The 23,191-nt window shown below is 36.2% G+C and carries 16 protein-coding genes; 1 reads left to right on the forward strand and 15 read right to left on the reverse strand.

Annotated features, from left to right (window positions below; genetic code table 11):
- The 3 genes from ACIGAM_RS02120 to ACIGAM_RS02130 form a co-directional block, all read right to left on the reverse strand.
- The gene (locus tag ACIGAM_RS02120; RefSeq protein WP_396509809.1) at nt 1-657 is read right to left on the reverse strand and encodes a succinate dehydrogenase cytochrome b subunit; all 657 of its coding nucleotides are present in this window, start codon (nt 655-657) and stop codon (nt 1-3) included.
- Between the two features lie 233 nt (nt 658-890).
- Entirely contained in the window at nt 891-1,280 is a 390-nt protein-coding gene (locus ACIGAM_RS02125; RefSeq protein WP_396509810.1) for a DUF2721 domain-containing protein, read from the reverse strand.
- Nucleotides 1,281-1,291: 11 nt separating this feature from the next.
- Nucleotides 1,292-4,204 carry a WD40/YVTN/BNR-like repeat-containing protein gene (locus tag ACIGAM_RS02130; RefSeq protein ID WP_396509811.1) on the reverse strand — a complete coding sequence of 971 codons (2,913 nt, stop codon included), beginning with the start codon at nt 4,202-4,204 and terminating at the stop codon, nt 1,292-1,294.
- A gap of 121 nt (nt 4,205-4,325) precedes the next feature.
- On the opposite strand from ACIGAM_RS02130, the gene ACIGAM_RS02135 reads away from it, so the two are divergent.
- Nucleotides 4,326-5,618 carry an aminopeptidase P family protein gene (locus ACIGAM_RS02135; RefSeq protein ID WP_396509812.1) on the forward strand — a complete coding sequence of 431 codons (1,293 nt, stop codon included), beginning with the start codon at nt 4,326-4,328 and terminating at the stop codon, nt 5,616-5,618.
- 99 nt (nt 5,619-5,717) lie between these two features.
- Here ACIGAM_RS02135 and ACIGAM_RS02140 read toward each other — a convergent pair whose 3' ends face one another.
- The 12 genes from ACIGAM_RS02140 to uvrC form a co-directional block, all read right to left on the reverse strand.
- Nucleotides 5,718-6,158: a hypothetical protein gene (locus tag ACIGAM_RS02140; protein ID WP_028376916.1), complete on the reverse strand. Its 441-nt coding sequence runs from the start codon at nt 6,156-6,158 to the stop codon at nt 5,718-5,720.
- A 125-nt stretch (nt 6,159-6,283) separates the two neighbouring features.
- Nucleotides 6,284-7,642 (reverse strand): endonuclease, encoded by a 1,359-nt coding sequence (locus tag ACIGAM_RS02145; RefSeq protein ID WP_396509813.1) that lies wholly within the window; start codon nt 7,640-7,642, stop codon nt 6,284-6,286.
- A gap of 75 nt (nt 7,643-7,717) precedes the next feature.
- On the reverse strand, nt 7,718-8,881 hold the full coding sequence (locus tag ACIGAM_RS02150) for a hypothetical protein (protein ID WP_396509814.1): 1,164 nt from the start codon (nt 8,879-8,881) through the stop codon (nt 7,718-7,720).
- An 11-nt stretch (nt 8,882-8,892) separates the two neighbouring features.
- Nucleotides 8,893-11,445, reverse strand: a complete 2,553-nt coding sequence (locus ACIGAM_RS02155) for a TonB-dependent receptor (RefSeq protein WP_396509815.1) — start codon at nt 11,443-11,445, stop codon at nt 8,893-8,895.
- Nucleotides 11,446-11,614: 169 nt separating this feature from the next.
- Nucleotides 11,615-13,258, reverse strand: a complete 1,644-nt coding sequence (gene pgi, locus ACIGAM_RS02160) for a glucose-6-phosphate isomerase (protein WP_396509816.1) — start codon at nt 13,256-13,258, stop codon at nt 11,615-11,617.
- 6 nt (nt 13,259-13,264) lie between these two features.
- The gene (locus ACIGAM_RS02165; protein WP_396509817.1) at nt 13,265-14,497 is read right to left on the reverse strand and encodes a peptidoglycan DD-metalloendopeptidase family protein; all 1,233 of its coding nucleotides are present in this window, start codon (nt 14,495-14,497) and stop codon (nt 13,265-13,267) included.
- 25 nt (nt 14,498-14,522) lie between these two features.
- Nucleotides 14,523-15,479 carry a tryptophan 2,3-dioxygenase family protein gene (locus ACIGAM_RS02170; RefSeq protein WP_396509818.1) on the reverse strand — a complete coding sequence of 319 codons (957 nt, stop codon included), beginning with the start codon at nt 15,477-15,479 and terminating at the stop codon, nt 14,523-14,525.
- The gene (locus ACIGAM_RS02175) at nt 15,479-16,255 is read right to left on the reverse strand and encodes a DUF3108 domain-containing protein (protein WP_396509819.1); all 777 of its coding nucleotides are present in this window, start codon (nt 16,253-16,255) and stop codon (nt 15,479-15,481) included. The genes ACIGAM_RS02170 and ACIGAM_RS02175 overlap by 1 nt, the downstream gene beginning before the upstream one ends.
- A 161-nt stretch (nt 16,256-16,416) precedes the next feature.
- Nucleotides 16,417-17,577, reverse strand: a complete 1,161-nt coding sequence (hppD, locus tag ACIGAM_RS02180; protein WP_396509820.1) for a 4-hydroxyphenylpyruvate dioxygenase — start codon at nt 17,575-17,577, stop codon at nt 16,417-16,419.
- Nucleotides 17,578-17,697: 120 nt separating this feature from the next.
- Nucleotides 17,698-18,858: a homogentisate 1,2-dioxygenase gene (locus tag ACIGAM_RS02185; RefSeq protein ID WP_396509821.1), complete on the reverse strand. Its 1,161-nt coding sequence runs from the start codon at nt 18,856-18,858 to the stop codon at nt 17,698-17,700.
- A 122-nt stretch (nt 18,859-18,980) separates the two neighbouring features.
- Nucleotides 18,981-21,245 (reverse strand): patatin-like phospholipase family protein, encoded by a 2,265-nt coding sequence (locus ACIGAM_RS02190; protein WP_396509822.1) that lies wholly within the window; start codon nt 21,243-21,245, stop codon nt 18,981-18,983.
- Nucleotides 21,242-23,038, reverse strand: a complete 1,797-nt coding sequence (gene uvrC, locus ACIGAM_RS02195) for an excinuclease ABC subunit UvrC (protein ID WP_396509823.1) — start codon at nt 23,036-23,038, stop codon at nt 21,242-21,244. The genes ACIGAM_RS02190 and uvrC overlap by 4 nt, the downstream gene beginning before the upstream one ends.
- Nucleotides 23,039-23,191: the final 153 nt, after the last annotated feature.

Genomic DNA, 23,191 nt, shown 5'->3' on the forward strand with positions numbered 1-23,191 from the left:
CTAGTGATTAAAATGGTGAAACAACGCGATAAAAACAAAACCCGCAGGTATTGCGATTGCATAAAACTTAGCAAACTTCTTCAAGCTTGTCGCGTATTTGTTATTAAAGCCAACAGATTGAAAAGAAGAAGCAAAACCGTGAAACAGGTGAAGCGCTAAGAAAACAAAAGAAAGCACATAAAGACCTGTTCTAACCGGGCTTTCAAACTTTTCTACTAACTCCCCATAGTAACGCGTAGCATCAGCAGGGTTTGACTCAATGTATTTGTGTACAATCTCAGGAAACCAGAAGTCATAAAAATGCAATCCTAAGAATGCTAAAATTACAAGACCACTGTAAATCATGTTACGGCTAACCCAGCTTGAGTTTGCACTTCCTTTGTAATTCACGTAGTTGATTTTACGTGCAGCACGGTTACGAACTTCAAGAATGAAACCCATTACAAAGTGAAAAATAACTCCAAAGATTAATACAGGTTGAAGTATTGCCTGAACCAGAAAGTTAGTTCCCATAAAATGAGAAAACTCATTAAAAGTTTCTGGGCTAAAGGTCGATGTTAAGTTAATTGTGAAATGCTGACCTAAAAACAATACAAGGAATAAACCTGAAAGTGCCATGGCAACTTTTCGGGCGATAGAAGAGGAAATGATTCCCATTTATTTACGTTTTTTATTTAGTGGCACAAAAATACGGCTCAAAAGGTTGTTTCACAAACTTTGAGACCGCTTTTGGAATGGTTTTAAATAATAAAAAAAATGTTTAATATTTCTTACGAAAACCTTTGAAATATAGGCTTCTCGTTAAACATAATATTATATAATTAAGTCTTCAACTATGGTCTGGAGTCTCTTAGCGTAAATCAAATAACTTACTTATTATATTACATTCTTCAATCATCCATATCATTTAATTGTATCTCAAGTGCCCGAGTACTTAATTGTACTTCGATAAAAGACAGTGTTAGTGAAATCATTAATGCAATCAAACTTATTCCAAACACAATATTTGCAAGAAAACTTCTTTCAATATAAATAAAAAACATAGTTATAACTGCTAACAGAAAACTAACAATTGCCATAGCCTGCATGGCTTTTATAATACCCAGCCGCTTTCGCAATTGTTTAATTTGCTTTTTTACAGGTGATGAAGAGCTATCCTGATAACGTTTATGCAACTCTCTAATTAAAGCAGCTATCGCCAGGTATCTGGCATTATAAGCTAACATTGTCAACGAAATTGCAGGAAACAACAACGCCGGGATACTCAGGCTTAAATTCATACGTGTATATCTTAATCTTCTTGTGCTTGTGCAGCTCGCTCTGCGCGATCTCTACGACGACTACCCTCTTTTACTTCAAACATTGTTTTAGCAGATTTACCAGCTGCGTTTATTTGCACGGTATAAGTACCCGGCGGCAGATAAAACACGTTATTTTGAGCCTTTGTGATTTTTAGATCTTTTGTCTCTTTTTCTAATTGCTTCTTCCCATCTTCAGAAATACTTAAATCATAAACTACATGGTTAAAGCCCATATCTGCATTTACAGACCAGGATTTGACAGGCTTACCAGCTTTGCTCAAAATATCTAGTTTAGCCTCGCCTGCTTTAGGAGCATAAAACTTAATGCTGGTTTCTGGCGTATTCGCTGTACTCCAAGCACTCCAAGACCTGCCCCAGTTTGTTGAAAAATCTACATCTTTCATTTTAAAAACTTGTAAATTTTCGGCCTTGGCAGGATCAAAATTCTGAATCTCATCAAGATTTGTTATAAATATAGATCTTCCGTGCGTGCCCACAACCAGATCATTTGCTTCGGTTTGAATTACTAAATCGTGAACCGCTACATTAGGCATACTTCCATCTAAAACCTCCCAGCTATCACCAGTATTAAAACTTACATAACTCGCGTCATCTGTTCCTAAATACAGAATATTTTCTTTAACAGGGTCTTCTATAATTACATTTATGGGAGAAAGTGGCAAATTAGAGCTTATATCTTTCCAGCTCTGCCCATAATCATCGCTTAAATATACATAGGGCTTAAAATCGTCATAGCGATAGCCATTTAAAGCTGCATATACCCTTCCTTTTTTATGAGCCGAAGCAGTTACTTTACTCACCCATAAATTTTGAGGTAAGTTTTCTGAAATAATATTCCAGCTGCCACCGGCATCTTGAGTGACCTGAATCACCCCATCATCACTACCGGTATAAATTAAACCGAACTGAAATACAGATTCACTTATAGTTGTGAGCGTTCCGTAAGGTACATTACCTTGTTTACCGCCTGCTGTAAGATCTGGCGAAATAGCCGTCCACGTGTCACCTTGATTCATAGAACGCATTAACTTATTGCCGCCCATATACAAGATATCCTGATTATGTGATGAAAGCAAAATGGGCGTTTCCCAATTAAAACGATATGGTGCTTCCCCAAGATCATGACTCGGTTTTATAAACACACGCTCCCCTGTTTTTAAATTTAGCCGATTGTAAAACCCAAACTGCGAACCCACATAAATAATATCACTATCTCTGCGATCTATCTGCACCTGCATGCCATCGCCTCCTCCTACGCGCTTAAAGGGGTATTGACCTTCTGCCTCATAATCTTTAGAATACACATAATTGTGAGGCCCCTTCCATGTCCCATTATCCTGTAAACCTCCATAAATATTATACGGTTTCTCATAGTCTACATTAATTGCATAAAACTGCGCTAAAGGCATCGAGTTTATTTTTGACCAGCTTTTACCACCGTCATAAGACATATTTAAACCTCCGTCATTACCATTAATTAGATGATTAGGCATTTTAGGATCTACCCAAATAATATGATGATCTACATGTAAATTTGGTTCGTCTATATAGGTAAATGTTTTTCCACCATCTGTAGATTTAATAAGCGGAACACCCACTAAATAGATTTCATTTTCATCCTGGGGATTTACATCCATTTCTGCAAAAACATATCCATAGGAATAAAAGAAATCTTCTATATAGCCTTCGTGTGTACGACCCCAGGTTTTACCACCATCATTAGATTTATAGATTTCTGCACCTATAACCTCACCTTCAGAGTCAGGACTGTTCTTATCGAAAGTATACAAATAGAAATCTGATGCTTTAAACTCACCAGACTTTACCAATTCTTTTGCTTTAGCAGCCGTGTATTGTTTTGGAAAGCGATTTGATTTCAAGTAGTCATCAAGCTCATCGATATTCAATTCTAAAAATGCTGCGGAAGTCATATTTTTAAATGCTTCAGGCTTTAAATCTTCATCTTTCTTTTCTGCCTTCTTCTCTTTAGAATCATCACGCATATCCTGATTATCATGTATTGCATAAAGGGTATTTGCATTAACAACTGCAAGACCTATACGCCCTACTCCTTTTCCTTGCGGAAAACCATTTCCTGTCGTTACTAACGACCAGCTGTCACCTGCATCAGTAGATTTATAAATCCCAGAGTTTTCTCCCGAACCTCTAAAATCCCAGGCCATACGCGCTCTATCCCAAGCAGCTGCGTATAATACATTAGCATTTTCTGGCGCGGCACCCAGATTGATAATGCCTGTATCACTATTTATAAACAAGGTTTTATTCCAGGTTTTTCCGCCATCTGTAGTCTTAAAAATGCCTCGTTCGTCATTAGGAGAATACAAATGACCCAGGGCAGCTACAAGTACTACATCAGGATTTTCTTCATCTACAATAATATCACTAATATGGTGCGAATCGTAAAGGCCTGTATTCTCCCAGGTTTTACCATTATCTGTACTTTTTAAAATACCTACCCCTGCGTAGGAAGATCTTGAAGAAATAGTCTCGCCAGTACCTGCCCAAATTATTTTATATGCCCAGTTTACCGCAATGTCACCCACATTTTGAGTAGGTGCACTATCAAAAACTGAAGTAAACGTAATACCGTTGTTCACTGTATGCCAAACACCTCCCGTCGCATATGCTACATAAAACTCTGTGCTATTTTCAGGATTTACTTCAATATCAACCACGCGGCCACTCATAATGGTAGGGCCTGCATTTTTAAAAGGAATATTTTTAACAATAGAATTTGAAATTAAAGCTTCTTTAGCTTCAAGAGATCGTGTTAGTAATTCTGGCGAAGTGGCCGGTTGCTGAGCAAATGAACTTGAAAAAACACTTAAAGAAATAGAAAGGAGTAAAAATCGAATGTGCATAGTAAAACAGTTTTATGCTTTTAAAAATACCTATTTGTTAAAGAAATCTAAACAATTTAAAAAGAGTTTAACACCCTTTAATCATGTTGTTTTTACCTTTGAGTAAATTCAAATTACAACTATGAAATACGACCTTATAGATCGCAATCTGTATATAAATAACCGTAAAGATTTTATGGCTGCGATGAAGCCAAATAGTCTTGCTGTTTTTAATAGTAACGATATTTATCCCATAGGCTCAGATAGCACGATGCCTTTTCAGCAAAATAGAGATTTATTCTTTTTAAGTGGGGTAGATCAGGAAGAGAGTATTCTGGTACTTTTCCCTGATTGTCCTAAAGAAAAACACCGCGAGATTTTATTTTTAAAAGAAACGAATGACCACATTGCCGTATGGGAAGGAGAAAAACTCACAAAAGAAAAAGCTCTTGAAGTTAGCGGTGTAAAAACGGTGTATTGGATACAAGAGTGGGATAAGGTTTTTTATGAATTGATGACCCAAGCAGAGACGCTTTACATAAATACAAATGAGCATTACCGTGCCAATGTAGAAACCGAAACCCGTGAAGCTCGATTTAATAAAAAAATAAAGGAACAATACCCGGCACATAGCGTAGCTAAAAGCAATCCTATATTGCAGCGCTTACGATCTGTAAAAGATCCTATAGAGATAGATTTACTACAAAAAGCCTGCGATATTACTGAAAAAGGCTTCAAGCGTATTCTTCAGTTTGTAAAGCCAGGTGTGATGGAATACGAAATAGAGGCTGAGTTTATGCACGAGTTTCTACGCAATCGCTCACGTGGTTTTGCATACACACCCATTGTTGCCTCAGGAAATAATGCTAACGTGCTGCATTATATCGTTAACAATGCAGAATGCAAGGCAGGCGACTTAATTTTGCTAGATGTAGGAGCAGAATATGCAAATTATAGTAGTGATATGACCCGTACTATTCCTGTTTCCGGAAGGTTTACAGCGCGACAAAAAGAGGTTTACAACGCCGTTTTACGCGTTAAGAAAGAAGCTACAAAAATGCTTACACCAGGAAATCTTTGGGGACCCTATCACGAAGAAGTAGGTAAGTTGATGACTTCAGAGTTATTGGGACTTGGACTTCTCAACAAAGCTGATGTTCAAAATGAAAACAAAGACTGGCCCGCATACAAAAAATACTTTATGCACGGCACCTCCCACCATATTGGCCTAGACACACATGATTATGGTTTATTGCACGAACCCATGCAAGCCAATAATGTATTTACGGTTGAACCCGGTATATATATTCCCGAAGAAGGTTTTGGAATTCGATTAGAAGATGATTTAGTAATTCAGGAACAAGGTGAACCTTTTAATCTCATGCGCAATATTCCCTTAGAAGTTGAAGAGATTGAAGACTGGATGAATCGCTAGATTCGGTTTGCGGTTTGCAACAATTGAAAAAGCTCCGTAATCATTTTGATTACGGAGCTTTTTTTATGCTTAATACTTATGTCTGAAATCTACGATCTTCTAAAACCAGTTTGACCACGGAATGCGGCTTAGCATTACAATAAGACCAAGGGTGTAAAATATAGCCAATAGTTTAAACTTAGGCTTTGAAGTTAATTTTTTCTTATGCTTACTATACCCTACTGTAATAAAAACAATAGTGAGAATCATTGCAATGGGATGCTCTACCACATACAAACGTAGATTAGGATCTTTCATCGCAGCACCCATACCTTGTGATGCTATTGCTTTTGCTCCTAATGGAGAAACAAAATAAAGCACAATACCTATTAATAATTGAATGTGTGAAACAATTAAAGTAAACAACGCCAACCTAAAGTCACGAGCTCCAAATTCTTTACCCGAAAAATAAGAAACGAGCACATTAATAGTTGTTATTGTAAGGATAATAAGAGCCAAATAAGCCCAGTACGAATGCACAAATTGTACGGTAGTATACATAGTCTGAAATTTTAAAAATCAAAGATAACTTTTTGCTCTGAAAGGACTGAAACCGAAATGCTTTAAATGCAAAAAACCCTTCCGTTTAAAAATGGAAGGGTTTTTAATTAAGCTTTAATTAGAAACTAGTTCCAAGTATTTTCAGCGGGTGTTCCTCCCCAAATTAAAGTTACTAAATATGGATTATCTATAAACGGATTACGATTACCCTGAGCCGTTTCTATAACTTTGTTTCTGTTTTTCTCAAAATCTGAAACAGGATCTTCACGGTTCCACTTTAAAAACAAATCAAGATTTCCTACTTTTTTAAAGTCTTCACCATATCGTATATTCAAGTATAAAACAGCTCTTGCAACATCCCCTTTCCACTCATCACCAGGATACCATGAATTATCATTTATCAATTTGTAGGCCCCACTACCATCTACAAACGGATAGTTTAATCGTAATGAATTCACATCACTATCTGCAGAACGTAAATGATGCAAATCTGTCACGGCATCTTCAGTAGCTAAACGTGACTGTGGGAAAATATGCTCGGTATTAAATGTTTGAGGTGAATGAGAATTGCTTCCTGAAGTATACTCGCGCTCATCACGACTTTCTCCAGAATACATTAAAATCACATTAGCAGCATTACTCAAATCTGCATCTGCATCATATAAAAATTGGTGACGCTGTGTATAGGTTAAAATTGTGGTGTGCTTTGCCACTGTATATGAACTTAAAGCATCAAATGTGAGATCTCCATCTTCAAAGAAGCTCACGTCTGCATAATAACTTTGTAATTGCGCAGGAATAGTAAAACTTACCGCTTCTAAAACATTTATGGTTACCGTTGCTGTAGAACAGCTAGGAGTCGCATCATTATCACAAATTGTATATATAAATGTATCTTCACCTAAAACGTTTGTCGCAGGAGTGTAGGTAACAGAGCCATTACTATTTAATACACCTGTACCAGTACTAGCTGAAAAATCAACACTCGTGAGTATAGCTCCATCAAGCAACTCATCATTATCTAATAAATTTACAAGTGTTAAAGAAGTGTTTTTGGCTGTAGCCGCGTTGTCTTCTTTAGCAACTGGTGTTCCCGCATCTGCAACAGTTATGGTAACAGTAGCCTGTGAACAAATACTTGTATCTGTGTTAAGACATAGTTGATAGGTAAAAGTATCTTCACCTACAAAATTAGCCTTAGAAATATATGTGTAACTACCATTACGATTATCTGTTAGAGCACCTCCTTGGGCAGTTGCTGCGTCAATAGAAACAATACGAGCTCCAGAAGCTAAATCATCATTAGCAGTAAGATTTTGAATTATATAGTCTGTATTTTCTTCTGCGTTGAATGCATCAGCTACCGCTACGGGACTTTCTAATTCTGGCTCTACGGGAGGCGCAACAACCACATCATCATCAGAACCCCCACACGACGCAAAAACTAACATTGAACATAGAGCAACAAATATTTTCTTTTTCATAATAAAATTTTTACAAAAATAAAAAAACCTCCTGTCTCTTATTGAGCAGGAGGTTTTATTTAAACTATTATCTATTTATTGTTTTACCCAACTTCCGTTAGTTTTAATTATAAAGAACGTTTCTGTTGTGTTAGCACCATTGTAAATATCAAGAGTCACAGCATATTTCTGACCTTCTTCTGCATTAGCGTCTAACTTATTAAATAATAAGTCTAAAGCTCTATATATTAAGTCATCACTCCAGAAAGCATCATTACCGCTACGACGATCAAGGTTATTAAAACGTAACATACTTGCTGTTTGAGCAGGGAACTCTGAAGACAATTCTCCACCTATAAATACATAATCAGCTACAGTCAGTGTGTAAGCGATGGTATTATCAGGAATCCACTCACCTGCATCGTTACCAAACTGAAGTGTCATTGGTAATGCATTATTGTAGACATCCCAAGAAGATCCATCAAAGATAAAATTTGCTATGAAGCTGTAAGTTGCACTGTCTGTAACACTTCCATCTCCATCAATATCACTAACATCTGTAGTATAAACTTTATACGTTGTAGATTTTACGTCATTAATAGCAACATCTTCATATTTGAACTTATCTAAAAGATAAATTGGTAATTTTCTTAAAGCTTCATCTTTAGTATTAAAGTTTGCAAAACCCTGACCTACCATAGTATACTCATCATTTGTAAGTCCCAATGCAAATTGCCATTCACCATTTACCCTAAGAAACCCATTATTCAATGTTTGAGCACTTCCGTTATAAAACTTATAAGTTAAAGAAACTAAAGTTCTGTTAGCAACATCAGGAAATTTGTCATCTAAAAATGTATAGATCTGATCCTCGTCATCAAAATTATCAAATCGTTCTGTTTCAGGATATGCATCATAATCTGCAGTACTTACCGTATAGACAATTAATGAACGCTCAGTAGATACTGGAGCATACAAGTCATAAGTTACTGTAGCCAACGAACCATTACCTAAAACCGGGAAATTATTTTTTAGAACTAATGGAACTAGACTTTTAGCATCATCTACAGAATTAAAAGTTGCAAAATCAAGTTCTAAAACTTCTTTGTAATCATCTTCAGTTAATGTATAATTAAATACATCAGAGATACCTGCTTCATTTGCCTCTAGCTGATCATTAATATCTTCTACAGGATCACAACCTACCATAGACATAGCTCCTATAGTAATAGCTGTCAATAAATAATTAAATTTTTTCATTTCAATTTTTATTAAAAATTAATTTTTGCACCTACAGTATAGGTTCTACCTGCTCCATAATAAACTCTTGCAGTTGTTGCAAGTGAGTTATTACCGTCTTGTGCATCAGAAATATATTCTGTATCTAAAACGTTAAATACATTAGCATTAATCTGCGCACTAAATCCTCCAAAGTTAAATCTGTGTGTCAATCCTAAGTCTAATAAACCATATTCCGGCATTTCCCAAGTTTGCGGTAACCCCTCAGCACTACGACCTGTAGGGTCATAGTCTGCAAAATAATCTGCAGCATAATTAAATGACGCTCTTATTGTAGTAGAAGCTAATACAGCGTAGTCTGCACCTAGAGCAAAAGTAGTTTGAGCAGAATTTCCAACTTTAACATCCTCTAAATAAATATCGATAGGATCTCCAATTGGATTTTGTTGATCATCAAAAACCTGAACATTCTCAATGTCATTAGCAAATTTCCAATCACCTAAAGAAGCCATACCAGTTAAAGTTAAAGTTTCTATTGGACGGTATTGTAACTCTAATTCAACACCTTGATGCAGTTGATTTAAGCCTAATATATTTGCAGTATACTGAATATTATCAGCAGTTCTTGAGATAGTGTAAGTACGATCTGTCCATTTTGTACGATAAACATTAAGATCTGCTCTAAAGTTATCACTTCTAAAACCATAACCTAATTCTGCACTAAATATTTTTTGATTCTCTGCATCAGCATTAGTTACGTTTGTGTTGTTTATAAAAACTGCATCGCTAAAAGGAGCACGCTCAAAATAGCCCACATTTGCAAAAACATTATTTACATCATCAAGTCTATAGTTTAAACCACCCTTAGTACTAAAAGCAGTAAAGTTTACCCAGTCTGTCTCTCTTAACGGATCTTCTGGAGTATACTTAAAGTAATCTTCTCTTTTATAAGAAGTATTGTTACCGGCAACAGAAATAACTGCTGAAATCTGGTCTTTGTTATATTCTGCCTGAGCAAAAAGCCCAGCCCAGTTTGTATAACCAGAATCATTATAGTTGTACTTATCACCTACCTTAACAACCTTATTAGGATTATTTACATCATTATTGTCTATATAGAATGAACCTCCTAAAAGATCTGTAAGTTCTGTATAGTGATCTCCTTTATAGATACGAACATCTACACCAGCAGAAAGGTCAATAAATTCTGAAAGCTCTGTATTATACGTTGATAAAGCACCATACCACTGATGGTTATTTCTTGAAGCTCTTAAAAAAGTTTCAACGCTATTTGCAGCACCTAAAGCTTTATTTTCAGCAATAATTTTATCAAAATCTACAGGACCATAAGCAGAATCACGATAATTTAGATCATCTTTTCCAAATTTGTTAGCACCCGCAGTACCACCACCACCACCAGTACCATAAGAGGCATAGATAGAAGTTGTAAGTGAAGAAATCTCATTAATTGTCCAATAATGGTTTAATGACATTTGTGGCTTATGATAGAAGTTATCTTCGTGATTTAATAACTGTCCATTTTTATAACCATAATCTGTGTTCGTTCTGATTCCACGATCACTTTTTCTGTAATCATCAATAAGCAATCTGTTTTGACGCTGACCGTGACGCTGTGGAGCTCCAAAAGCTGTGAACGACAATTCGTGATTTTCATTTATTTTCTTAGCAACATTTAAAAAGTAAGAATATGCATCAATGGTCGTTGCATCAACAAATTGTTCTCCTGTAGTTCTTGACAAACTTACAGTTGCAGCCCAATCATTATCTAATAATCCTGTTGAAAGAGTAAAACCATATTTCGTATAACCGTCGTTACCAGTAGTCATTACTACATTACCACCTGCAGCGATATCTGTAGATTTTGTAACGATGTTTACAGTACCTCCAATTGATGGAAGACCTATCATCGCAGCACCAAGACCACGCTGAACTTGCATAGAGCTAGTTACATCAGAAAGACCTGCCCAGTTACTCCAGTAAACGTTTCCGTTTTCCATATCATTTACAGGAATACCGTTAATCATAACTGCAACGTTCTGAGAGTTAAAACCACGTATACGTAATTCAGCATCTCCAAAACCACCACCTCCTCTGGTTACATAAACACCTGGTGTAGTTTTTAAAATTTCAGGAAATTCTTGACTACCTAACTCATTTGCAATTGTTTCTGCTTTTATTGTAGAAACTGCAACGGGAGTTTTACGGTCAATTGCTAAAGAGTAAGCTTTTACAATTACCTCATCAAGAGCATCAGAATCCATTTGAAGTTTAACAGTACCTAAGTCAATAACTTTTTTTCCTGTAACATCAAATTTTAGTGTTAGTGGAGCAAAACCCACATAAGAAACGCGTAAAGAACCTGTATTTTTAGCAACTTGAATCTCAAATAACCCATCAAAATCAGTTGATACTCCGTTAGTTGTGCCGTCAACAACTACGTTAACTCCAGGTAGTGGCATACCATTTTCACCATCTACAACTGTACCTCGTAAAGTTCCCTGAGCCTGCGCAACAGCAGTTAACAGAAGAAAAACAAGTGCTAGTAAACTTGTAATTTTTTTCATTGTGCTTGTTTGAATTTAGAATTTTTGCAAAAGTCTTAATAAAGACCTAATTAAATATTAACGCAATGTTAAGAATTACTATTTAACGCAATATGTTTAATCTTAACTCTTAAATATCCAAAATTGATATTTAAGAGTTAAAAATCTAAATTACAAGCCCGTTTTTGAATTAGCTTTTGAAATGCATAATTAGTGAAGTCGTTGAACTATCATGACTAGCTATACTATCTGAACTTAAGTCTGTTAGCACATTTTTTGCTAACTGCTTTCCTAGCTCTACACCCCACTGATCATAACTAAAAATATTCCAAAGAATACCTTCCGTAAAGATCTTGTGCTCGTATATTGCGATAAGTGCTCCCAAGCTTTCTGGGGTTAATTTATCAATAAGTATTGTGGTTGTGGGTTTATTTCCTTCAAAAACCTTAAATGGCACCAGTTTATCGATAGCAGTAACATTCATCCCTGAAGATTCTAATTCTTCACGGGCTTCTGCCTCGGTTTTACCATTCATTAAGGCTTCGGTTTGCGCAAAAAAGTTTGCCATTAATTTATTGTGATGATCTGCATCCCCATGTAGAGAATGCTTAAACCCTATAAAATGAGTTGGGATGATTTTTGTTCCCTGGTGTATTAACTGAAAGAAAGCATGTTGCGAGTTTGTTCCCGGTTCTCCCCAAACAATTTGACCAGTTTGATAATCTACAGGATTGCCATTACGATCTACACTCTTCCCGTTACTCTCCATAATTGCCTGCTGTAAATACGCTGCAAATCTGTTCAAATATTGAGAGTATGGTATTATCGCTTCACTTTCAGCTTCAAAGAAATTGTTATACCACACGGTTACCAGCGCCATAATCACGGGTATATTTTCTTCTAAATCTGTAGTTTTAAAATGCTCATCTGCTCTATGCGCTCCTGCAAGCATACTGTTGAAGCTGTCAAAACCCACCGCAAGTGCTATAGACAATCCTACAGAACTCCATAGTGAAAAACGACCTCCTACCCAGTCCCACATGGTAAATACATTATTAGGGTCTATACCAAAGTCTTTAACTGCTTCTTCATTTGTAGATACGGCAACAAAATGTTTAGCCACGGCTTCTCCTTCTGCAACCGTACCTGCCACTTTACTCAAAAACCATTTACGAGCGGTATTCGCATTAGACAAGGTTTCTTGAGTTGTAAAGGTTTTTGAGACAATTACAAAAAGCGTAGTTTCAGGATTTAAATATTTTAAAGACTCGTGAACGTGGTCACCATCTACGTTAGAAATAAAATGAACCTTTAAATGGTTGTGATAAAAAGCTAAAGCTTCAGCCACCATATTAGGACCTAAATCTGAACCACCTATACCTATATTTACAACATCGGTAATTGCTTTACCGGTAAATCCTTTATGATCTCCACTTATAACCGTATCGCAAAAACCTTTAATTTTTTCCTTAACGGCGTTTACTTCAGGAATTACGTCTTCACCATCAATCTTTATGTGAGCATCTTTAGGTTGTCTTAGCGCTGTATGCATAACCGCCCTTCCTTCGGTCTCATTTATTTCAGAACCATTAAAATAAGCTGCGCGAGCATCTTCAAAATTCATCTCCTTCGCTAAATCTAATAAGAGCGATTTAGTTTCAGAAGTCATTCTATTTTTACTATAATCTACATAAAAGTCATCCCAGATTAAGGAAAAATCTGCGGCTCTAGAATTATCTTGGAAAAGCGTTTTCATCTCTAAAGTTTTCACCTTGTTAAAATGATCTTTTAGCGCTTTCCAGGCTTTAGTTTGAGTGGGATTTATTTTTTGCATCTTATATTATTTTTTGAAGGTTATTGCGTCTAGTTGCTCTACTAAAGGAGCAATGTGTATAAAATATTCTTCTTGTAATGCTTCAGCCAGTGGTTCTGAAGTAGGCAGGTTTAATGCAAAAGGATCTACCTGTTTGCCATTTTCCCAGAATCTGTAACATACATGAGGACCACTTGTATTACCTGTCATCCCTATATACCCTATGACATCACCCTGAGAAACATACTGACCAACTTTTACTGCCCGCTTACTCATGTGAAGATACTGCGTTTCATAGGTTTTATTATGTCTGATTTTAACATAATTACCGTTTCCGCCTCTATATTCAGATTTAGTTACCGTACCATTTGCTGTTGCCATAATTGGTGTGCCTACAGCGCCTGCAAAGTCAGTTCCTTTATGTGGTCTAATACGATTACCATAATAGGCTATACGACGTTTAAGATTGTACCTAGATGATATACGGTTAAATGACAAAGGCCCTTTCAAAAAGGCACGTTTTAAATTCATTGCTTCTTTATCAAAATACCCATAAGCGTCTGTAAGACTATCGCTCCTATACCTAAACGCATAATAAGGCTTACCTTTATGCTCAAACCAAGAGGCTTTAATCTCACCTATTCCTGCAGGTATCGTGTCGTTTATAAACTTCTCTGTATATACTAGTTTAAAGCGATCTCCTGCCTGAAGACGAAAGAAATCTATCGTCCACGCATAAATATCTGCCATTTTATAAGCCACATTTACACTAAGTCCCAAATCGTCAAAAGTGGTAGAAAGATTATTATTAATCACACCGCTTACTTCACGTTCTTTAATAGTAACAGGACGTTTTTTTGCCTTTGCCTGTACAACCTCATCTTTAAAATCAAGAACAACGTAGTCTATATTATTTTCTTCGTAAATAAAGACCTGCGCTTGATTTAAAGTGTCTTTAGATTTTAATAATGTATAGGGTTTACCTACACGAATAAGACGAGTATCAAAAACATCCTGAACAGAATCTGTAATCTGTTGAATCGTGGCGTAATCAATACCATTATCAAATAATATCTGTCCAAAACTATCTCCCTGTTGAACCGTATCTGAGACAACGTTATAATCATTTAGGGTGTAACCAAAACGTTTTACTATAGGGACGACTTTTTCTTTAGCAACGGGTTTAACTTCTTTTGTTTCATCATCTGCACAAGCACCAAGTGTGAGTGCTGCCAGAAGTAGTATGCTTAATTTCTTCAATTTAGGGTTTTTGAAAATTCTTAATTTAGTTTATGTTTTGTCCCCATTCATCACGCTCTTTCTGAGACCATAACTCAGGAAAGAAAATGCGCCTTTGATATTTAGGATGCATATATTTTACCCAATCACTGCCTCCGGTTGCTTCAAGAGGTTCTTTACCTTGATTTAAATAATGTAATGCTGCTTGATAATGCGCCATTACCCATTGTATATTAACCGTGTAATCATAGTGACGCATTGCCTTTAGCAATGTTGCATCTTTTTGATCTGATAGCGGTAATGTTTTGAATTTTGACCACAAGTTTAGGGATTCATAACGCTTAATGAAACGGATGAATTCCTCTTTATATTTTAATTCAAACTCTTTTAACGTATAACTTTTTTCTCCTGTGCTATAATCTTTGCCTGCAGCTTGCCAGTACAGGTGTTCAAAAGCTTTATTATAAAAGACATCATCTTTAATATCTTCAGTTGTAAAATCACCACGGAAGCGTGCATCTATGAGGTTACTAAATTCTGTTGAGCTGAATTCAATGAGGCGGTATTGCGCACTTTGGAATCCGCTGGCAGGACTAAGTGTTCTGCGGAATTTTAAATACTGCTCCATCTCCATTCCCTCACGCATAATATTGAAAGAAGAGGTAAGCATATCAAAATATCTGCTAATGCGATATAATTTTGATGAAAAGAAAGCGGCAGTAAGCTCAGCAGCATAGGCAACTTGTTCTATCTCCCACAGGATCATTTTAAACAGCAACTCATTAACCTGATGGTACATAATAAATACCATCTCATCGGGAATTAAGGTGCGTTGTACCTGTAAGTTTAAAAGTACATCTGTTTGAATGTAGTCCCAGTAATTTATTGGTTTGCCGTGTACAAAACCTTCTAAATGGTGATTAAGATTCTGGCCCATTGCATCAAACTTATCGCTTAACGCGTCTAATTGCTGTTGTGTTTCCGGGCTGTTTTCTTTAATCATTAATCTTGTATAATATAGAAAGGATGCTTTAAACCTTTATAAGCATCAATATCTGCTTTTAGTGAACCTACCGCTAAATCGGCTTTAATTTGTAAAGGTATTTTATTTTGATCATCACTAATCCAAACTGTCAAACTTTCTTGCTCTTTAAATACTCTTCCAGCTTGTACATAAGGTCTAAAAATAAGAGTATTTACTTTACCAAACTTAGTTTTAAGCACTTCTCTCCCCATAAATTTAAGTTTGAATTTGAAGTTTTCCTGATCAAAAAACATATTAATCACCGTCTCATCACCTTCTTTCAATGTTTTTGAATCAATTCTATTGCGCAAATAATAAAAACTTGAGACCATATCGTGTATTGAAGGTTCAGTTTTATGAGTAGTAATCGTATTATGCTTCTTATCGTTTACAGTAGCAATATGAGCACGCTGATCAAAGTCTATCACTTTATCTTTTGTGTGCCCACCCTCATCTATTTTACGAATAAATCTATACGGAAGCGTGGTTTGCTTATCTACATAGCTTTCGTAATAATCTTCTACTCCAAAGAACAATTTGGTCATTCCTGTAGTTACACCTTTACCTTTAATGTGATATACAGGCTTACCTTTATATGTGTCGTTTGAAACAGCCATTGTTGCTTCTCCCGCTTTCCACCAGCCACTATAACTAATACGAAATCTAAACCACTCACCATCACCAAAAGAATTCTCTTGAGCGATTGTCGCAAAGCTGGTAAGCATAATCGTAAAAAACAATAAACCTTTTTTCATAGTATTAATTATTAGGGGCTTTACAAATGCATTTGCAAGAGTTGTTCCAAAAGTAGCCAAAAGCTTAAAAACCTAATCCTAAGGATAGATTAAATAAAAAAATCCTTGCTTACTAGTAAACAAGGATTTGTAACGTATGTTTTATTGGCAAAGCTTAAATATCACAAGGTACCTCTTGCTGCTTGTTCTCGTTCTATAGATTCAAACAAGGCTTTAAAATTACCGGCTCCAAAACCTTTTGCTCCCATGCGCTGAATGATTTCAAAAAATAAAGTGGGTCTATCTTGAAGTGGCTTGGTAAAAATCTGAAGCAAATACCCTTCTTCATCTGCATCTACAAGTATTGATAACTCTTGCAGTTTAGTAAGATCTTCTTTCATAGTCTCCATATGCGCGCCCAGTCTTCTAGGAATATCATCGTAATAAGCTTGCGGTGGTGGTGGCAAAAATTCTACCCCTCTTGCACGTAAAGCGGAAACTGTCTTCACAATATCATCTGTAGCAACAGCAAGATGCTGTACGCCTGCTCCCTCATAAAAATCAAGATACTCTTCTATTTGAGACTTTTTAATACCTTCTGCTGGCTCATTAATGGGAAATTTTATTCTGCCGTTACCATTACTCATTACCTTGCTCATTAAGGCAGAGTACTCTGTGGTAATTTGCTTGTCATCAAACGTGAGAAAGTTTACAAACCCCATTACATCTTCATACCACTTCACCCAGATATTCATTTCTCCCCAGCCTACATTACCCACCATGTGGTCTATATATTTTAAACCGGTTGGTTCAGGGTTATAATCTGACTTCCATTTGCGAAAACCTGGCATAAAATCACCTTTGTAATTCTTACGCTCTACAAACATATGCACAGTCTCGCCGTAGGTATAAATACCAGAGCGTATAACTTCACCGTGCTCATCTTTTTCTACTTTAGGTTCCATAAATGGTTTTGCGCCACGCTTTGTAGTTTCTTCAAACGCACTACGCGCATCTTCAACCCATAAGGCTACCACTTTTACACCATCACCATGCTTTACAATATGATCGTTAATAGGGGAATCACTATTAAGAGGAGAGGTAAGCACCAAGCGTATCTTGTCTTGCTTAAGCACGTAACTTACACGATCTTTCTGCCCGGTTTCTAAACCGCTGTAAGCAAAAGATTGAAAGCCAAATGCTGTTTTATAAAAATGTGCTGCCTGCTTGGCATTACCCACATAAAATTCTACATAATCTGTTCCCAATAGCGGAAGAAAATCTTGCGCTCCTTCAAATATTTTTTCGAGTCCGTAATCGACTGATTTTAATTCTTTACTCATTTGTTTAGTTGTTTTTAGCCCTGATTGCAGCGACATCCTTTCTAATTGTAAAGCCCTAAGGCTCGCAATTAAATAGATATAGCGGAAAGCAGGAAATAGCTCCTTATTATTAGATTTAATTTAATGAGGTAGCCATGATTTATAATACGTCTCGTCTGCGATAGGCATAGCATCTTCACAAATCTGCAACGGTTTAAAGGTGTCAACCATCACAGCAAGCTCTTCGGTTTCTGTTTTGCCTATACTACGTTCTGTAGCTCCCGGGTGTGGCCCGTGCGGAATACCGGCAGGATGTAATGAAATATGCCCAGCCTCAATATCGTTGCGACTCATAAAATCTCCATCTACATAATACAACACCTCGTCGCTATCTATATTACTATGATTGTACGGCGCAGGAATACTTTCTGGGTGATAATCATATTTACGCGGACAAAAACTGCACACCACAAATGCATCTGTCTCAAAAGTTTGATGCACAGGTGGTGGCTGGTGTATGCGCCCTGTTATGGGTTCAAAATCGTGAATAGAAAATGCATACGGGTAATTATAACCATCATAACCCACAACATCAAAGGGATGCGTTGCATAAACCATATCAAAAAGATCGTCCTGCTTCTTAATTTTTATCAAGAATTCACCGGTTTCGTTATTAGTTTCCAGTTCATAAGGCCTGCGTAAATCACGCTCACAAAATGGAGAATGCTCTAACAATTGACCAAAGTAATTGCGGTATCTTTTTGGTGTATATATAGGTCTTCGAGATTCTACAATAAATAACCTGTTATCACTTGTATCAAAGTCTAATTTATAAATGGTTCCCCGCGGAATTAAAATGTAATCACCATATTTAAAGTCTAAATTACCTAAGTGACTGCGGAATTTACCACTACCGCGATGCACAAAAATCAACTCATCTGCATCACTGTTTTTGTAGAAATAATCTTGGGTTTTGTTCTGCGGTGCAGCAAGAATAATTGTACAATCACTATTAGTCAAAATGGGTTTGCGACTTTCAAGATAATCTGCCTGTGGCTTTATCTCAAAACCTCTAAATCTGTAGGATTGTATGTGATTTGCTCTTGAAACTTTAGGCTTTACACTTGTACTACCTTTAATTTCTTTAACCTGCGTAGGGCGTTGTTCGTGATACATATTGCTATACATCCCGTCAAACCCTATAGTACCAAAAAGTTGCTCATAGTAGAGACTACCATCTGGTTTTCTAAATTGTGTATGACGCTTGTGCGGGATCTTACCCAGTTTATGGTAAAAAGGCATAGTTTCTTTTTTTTAGACCGAAGTAACACAACTAAGATTTATGCTTATTATGTTTTTCTCCGAAAACGTTATCGATCATTACAAATATCGTAAAAAGACTAGCTAAACAAACTAATATTTTCTTAAAACCAAAATCCCAGGCTGAAATTCCAAAACACCTTATCAACCTCTGGTGAGTAAGACAATTTAGTTTGTAATGGCCCTACAAGAGTTTCAAGACCGTAACCTATAAAATACCCGGTATAGTCTGGTGAAGTTAACCAGTTACCATTAGTGAACAAATCATTTTCAAGATTGGCAAAATTACCCCCAAAGTTTAAATGATTTTTGCGATAAAAATTAAAATCAAAACTTATATCAGACTTTACAAGACCGTCACCGGCACTACTAATAAAATCATAACCGTAGAAGGGTATTATATTATTAATAAAATCATTACCCCATCCTCCTAAAATAAAGTCAAAGCTACCGCCTTCTGAAGCCCCTATTTTAAAACCGCCTTCAACGCCTACAAGTACAGAAAGTTTTGGTAAGATTTTATGTGCATATTTTAATCGCGCACTACCTACAGAAAACTCTTCAAAATTATTATTGTAGTCTGAAGATAACAGATAAAGATGAAAATCACCATTAAAATACCATCCAGAAGTAGGGAAGTATTTATTATCAAAACTGTCTAAGAGTAAACTTCCGTATGTACTAAAGTAGTGGCTATTATCAAAATAGACTTTACTGTTAGGGTCTTCTACAAGACGTACACTTTCTGTATCTATTTTTAAAAATTTGTGCTCTAATCCCAGATTGAATGAAAACTGTTTTTGAAAAAGTGTTTGTATATATATTTGGTTTGTAAAATCTGTGTAATCTACCGTTAGATTATTAAAACTCTCTAAGGGCAAATCGCTCAATTGCTCAATAAATCTAGCATCTACACGACGGTCAAAGCTGTTGTAATATGATCTTAAACCAAAACCAATATAAAATCCATTATCGCTATAATAGTCAAAATTATATCGAACATTATCTCCCAAAGCAAGATCAAAAGACGCAATGTCGTTTTTAAACAGAACACGCTTTTTTGTGATATTAATCAAAGCAGCACTCTTATAAACATCGTCATAATGAATACCCGCTTTTATGTAGGTTGTAGATTCGCTTTCGGTAAGATTTACAGATAAATGATATTGACCATCATCATATATTTCTAATTTATGATTTATACGCTGAAAGTTATTTGTTGCCGCAAGATTATTAACACCGTCAAATAAAGCCGAATAAGTGGTCTTAGCAGGTGTTTTGATTTTTAGCTTACCTAAGATATATGATCGCGTATAATAGGTGTTTCCATTAATACCTACACTTTTAATTCTAAGTGTGTCTGTATCTGTTATGGCTAATGCAGGCTTGTTATAGTGTGCTTTTTGAAGTTGAGCTAGCTTAAGAAATTCTGAATCAAAAGTTTTTGCTTTTTCCTCGCCGCCCTTAATGATAGCTGCTCCTTTATCAAAATCTACTACACTATAACCCGCAATATTTGGTTTTATATAAATGTCAGTTTCAGCGACTTTATCTTTCATCGCTTCAATGGTGCGGTAATTATTGATTTGAATAAGCATTTCTGGGGCGCTCTTAAGCTCACTCTTTCCTCTCAAATCATCCTGAACGTCAACCCCTATTATAAAATTTGCACCTCTTCTGCGTAATTCTTCAACCGGATAATTATTTACAACACCACCATCTATTAATATACGATCATCTACAATAACAGGACTAAATAAGGAAGGTAATGCCCCACTCGCTGTTATTGCCTCAGGCAAACAGCCTTTATCTAAAATAATTGCCTGCCCTTTTTCGGCATCTGTTGCCACACAGAAAAAAGGAATAGTTAATTCTGAAAAGTCATTTACTTCCTGTACGTGATGAGTAAGCTCTGTAAAGAGATTATATATATTTTGACCCTTAGAAAGGGCTGAAGGAAACGATATTTTAAAATGATCAAAAGGGAGACTTATGGCATATTTTTCTGCGTCTGCACGCTCGTAAAATGATTGCGCACTACGCGGTAAATTGTCTTGAATTAATTTGTCAAAATTAACAACGTTAAAAATAGAATCTAGCTGATGTGCATTGTAACCTGCAGCATACAAGCCCCCTATTATGGCACCCATACTGGTCCCGCCTATATAATCTATTTTTACACCCGCAGCTTCAAGCTCATTTAAAACCCCTATATGCGCTAAGCCTTTAGCACCACCACCGCTTAGTACAAGACCTACCTTTAAATTATCACCTTTTGGATATTTACTAAAATCTATGGTCGTACTGTCTTGAGCGTAAAATGCCCAATTCATTAAAACTATAATAAGTAGACAGTAGCTTTTTTTCATTCTGTTTGCTGATAATGATTGTAAATAATCCTGGCTTTTGAAGGCCCTATAACTTCTGCCAAATTCTTTTCTGAAGCTTCTTTAACCTTAGTAACAGATCTAAAATGGGTTAACAACTCAATTACCGTCTTTTCTCCAATACCAGAAATTGTTTCTAGCTCTGTACTTATAGCAGCATTACTGCGCTTATTTCTATGGAATGTAATTCCAAAACGGTGCGCCTCATTACGCAACTGCTGAATCACTTTTAAGGTTTCACTCTTTTTATCAAGATAAAGTGGAATAGAATCTCCGGGGTAAAACAACTCCTCAAGTCGTTTTGCGATACCTATAATAGCAATTTTGCCGCGTAGTCCCAGATCTTCTAAAGCCTTAACGCCAGAAGAAAGTTGGCCTTTACCGCCATCTACAATAATTAGTTGTGGCAAAGGTTCGTCTTCATTAAGTAAACGTTTGTATCTTCTAAACACAACCTCTTCCATAGATGCAAAATCATTAGGACCTTCTACTGTTTTGATATTAAATTTACGATAATCCTTTTTACTGGGTTTTCCGTCTTTAAAAACAACACAGGCTGCAACAGGATTTGTTCCCTGAATATTTGAGTTATCAAAACATTCTATATGTCTGGGCTCTACAGATAGCCTTAAATCTGACTTCATTTGAGCCATTAGGCGATTCACATGCCGGTCTGGATCTACGATTTTGGTTTGTTTGAAGCGCTCCATTCTAAAATACTTTGCGTTACGCTCAGACAATTCTACTATGCGCTTTTTATCACCTAATTTTGGAACTGTAACTCTAAATTTTTCACCTAAATCTACAGGGATTGGTGTGTATATTTCAGGAGACTGAGAATTAAAACGCTGCCGTATTTCTATAATACCTATTTCTAGTAATTCTTGATCAGACTCGTCTAGTTTCTTTTTTAACTCCAGTGTGTGCGATCTAATTATTGCACCGTGAGAAAGCTGTAGAAAGTTTACGTACCCATAACCCTCATCAGATACAATACTAAAAACATCTACATTATTAATGAGTGGGTTTACCACTGTGCTCTTTGCCTGATAGCCCTCTAAAATATCTATTTTCTCTTTAATACGCTGTGCATCTTCAAACTCCATAGCTTCAGCATGAGCCTTCATTTGTAGGCGAAAACGATGCAATGAGTCTTTAAAATTTCCTTTCACAATATCGCGTATAGCATCTATATTCTCGTGATAGGTTTTTGCTGAAATATTATCTTCACAAGGCCCCAGACAATTACCCAGATGATATTCTAAACAAACCTTATACTTGCCAGATTCTATTTTTTCTTTAGAAAGATCATAATTACAGGTACGTAGAGGATACAACCCTTTTATAAGATCGAGTAGCGTATGTACGGTTTTCATACTCGTATACGGACCGTAATATTCACTACCATCTTTTATTAATCTTCTGGTGGGGAAAACCCGCGGAAAGCGCTCATTTTTTATACAAATCCAGGGATAGCTCTTATCATCCTTAAGCATTACATTGTAACGCGGCTGATAGTTTTTTATCATGTTATTTTCAAGCAAGAGTGCATCTGTCTCACTATCAACAACAATGTGCTTTATCTCAACTATTTTCTTTACCAGAAGATTTGTTCGAGCATTATCGTGTCTCTTGGTAAAATAGGAGGATACACGTTTTTTTAAATTTTTTGCCTTGCCTACATAAAGCAATTTCCCTTTTTTATCATAGTATTGATAAACCCCGGGGCTGCTGGGAAGCGTCTTTAACTGTAAGTCTAAATCAGGTATTTCCATCTTATTCAAATTTACAGCTTCTTGAGCAAATAAAAATTAACAACCCTAATTTACGGGCGATGCTTTGGTCGTTATTATAGGCTGTATCTTTACAGATTAAAGCATAATTTTACTCAGAAATATTAAGACTACATTAACCTACTTTTAGAAGGT

The organism is Leeuwenhoekiella sp. NPDC079379 (genome assembly GCF_044542075.1).
Lineage (GTDB): Bacteria > Bacteroidota > Bacteroidia > Flavobacteriales > Flavobacteriaceae > Leeuwenhoekiella.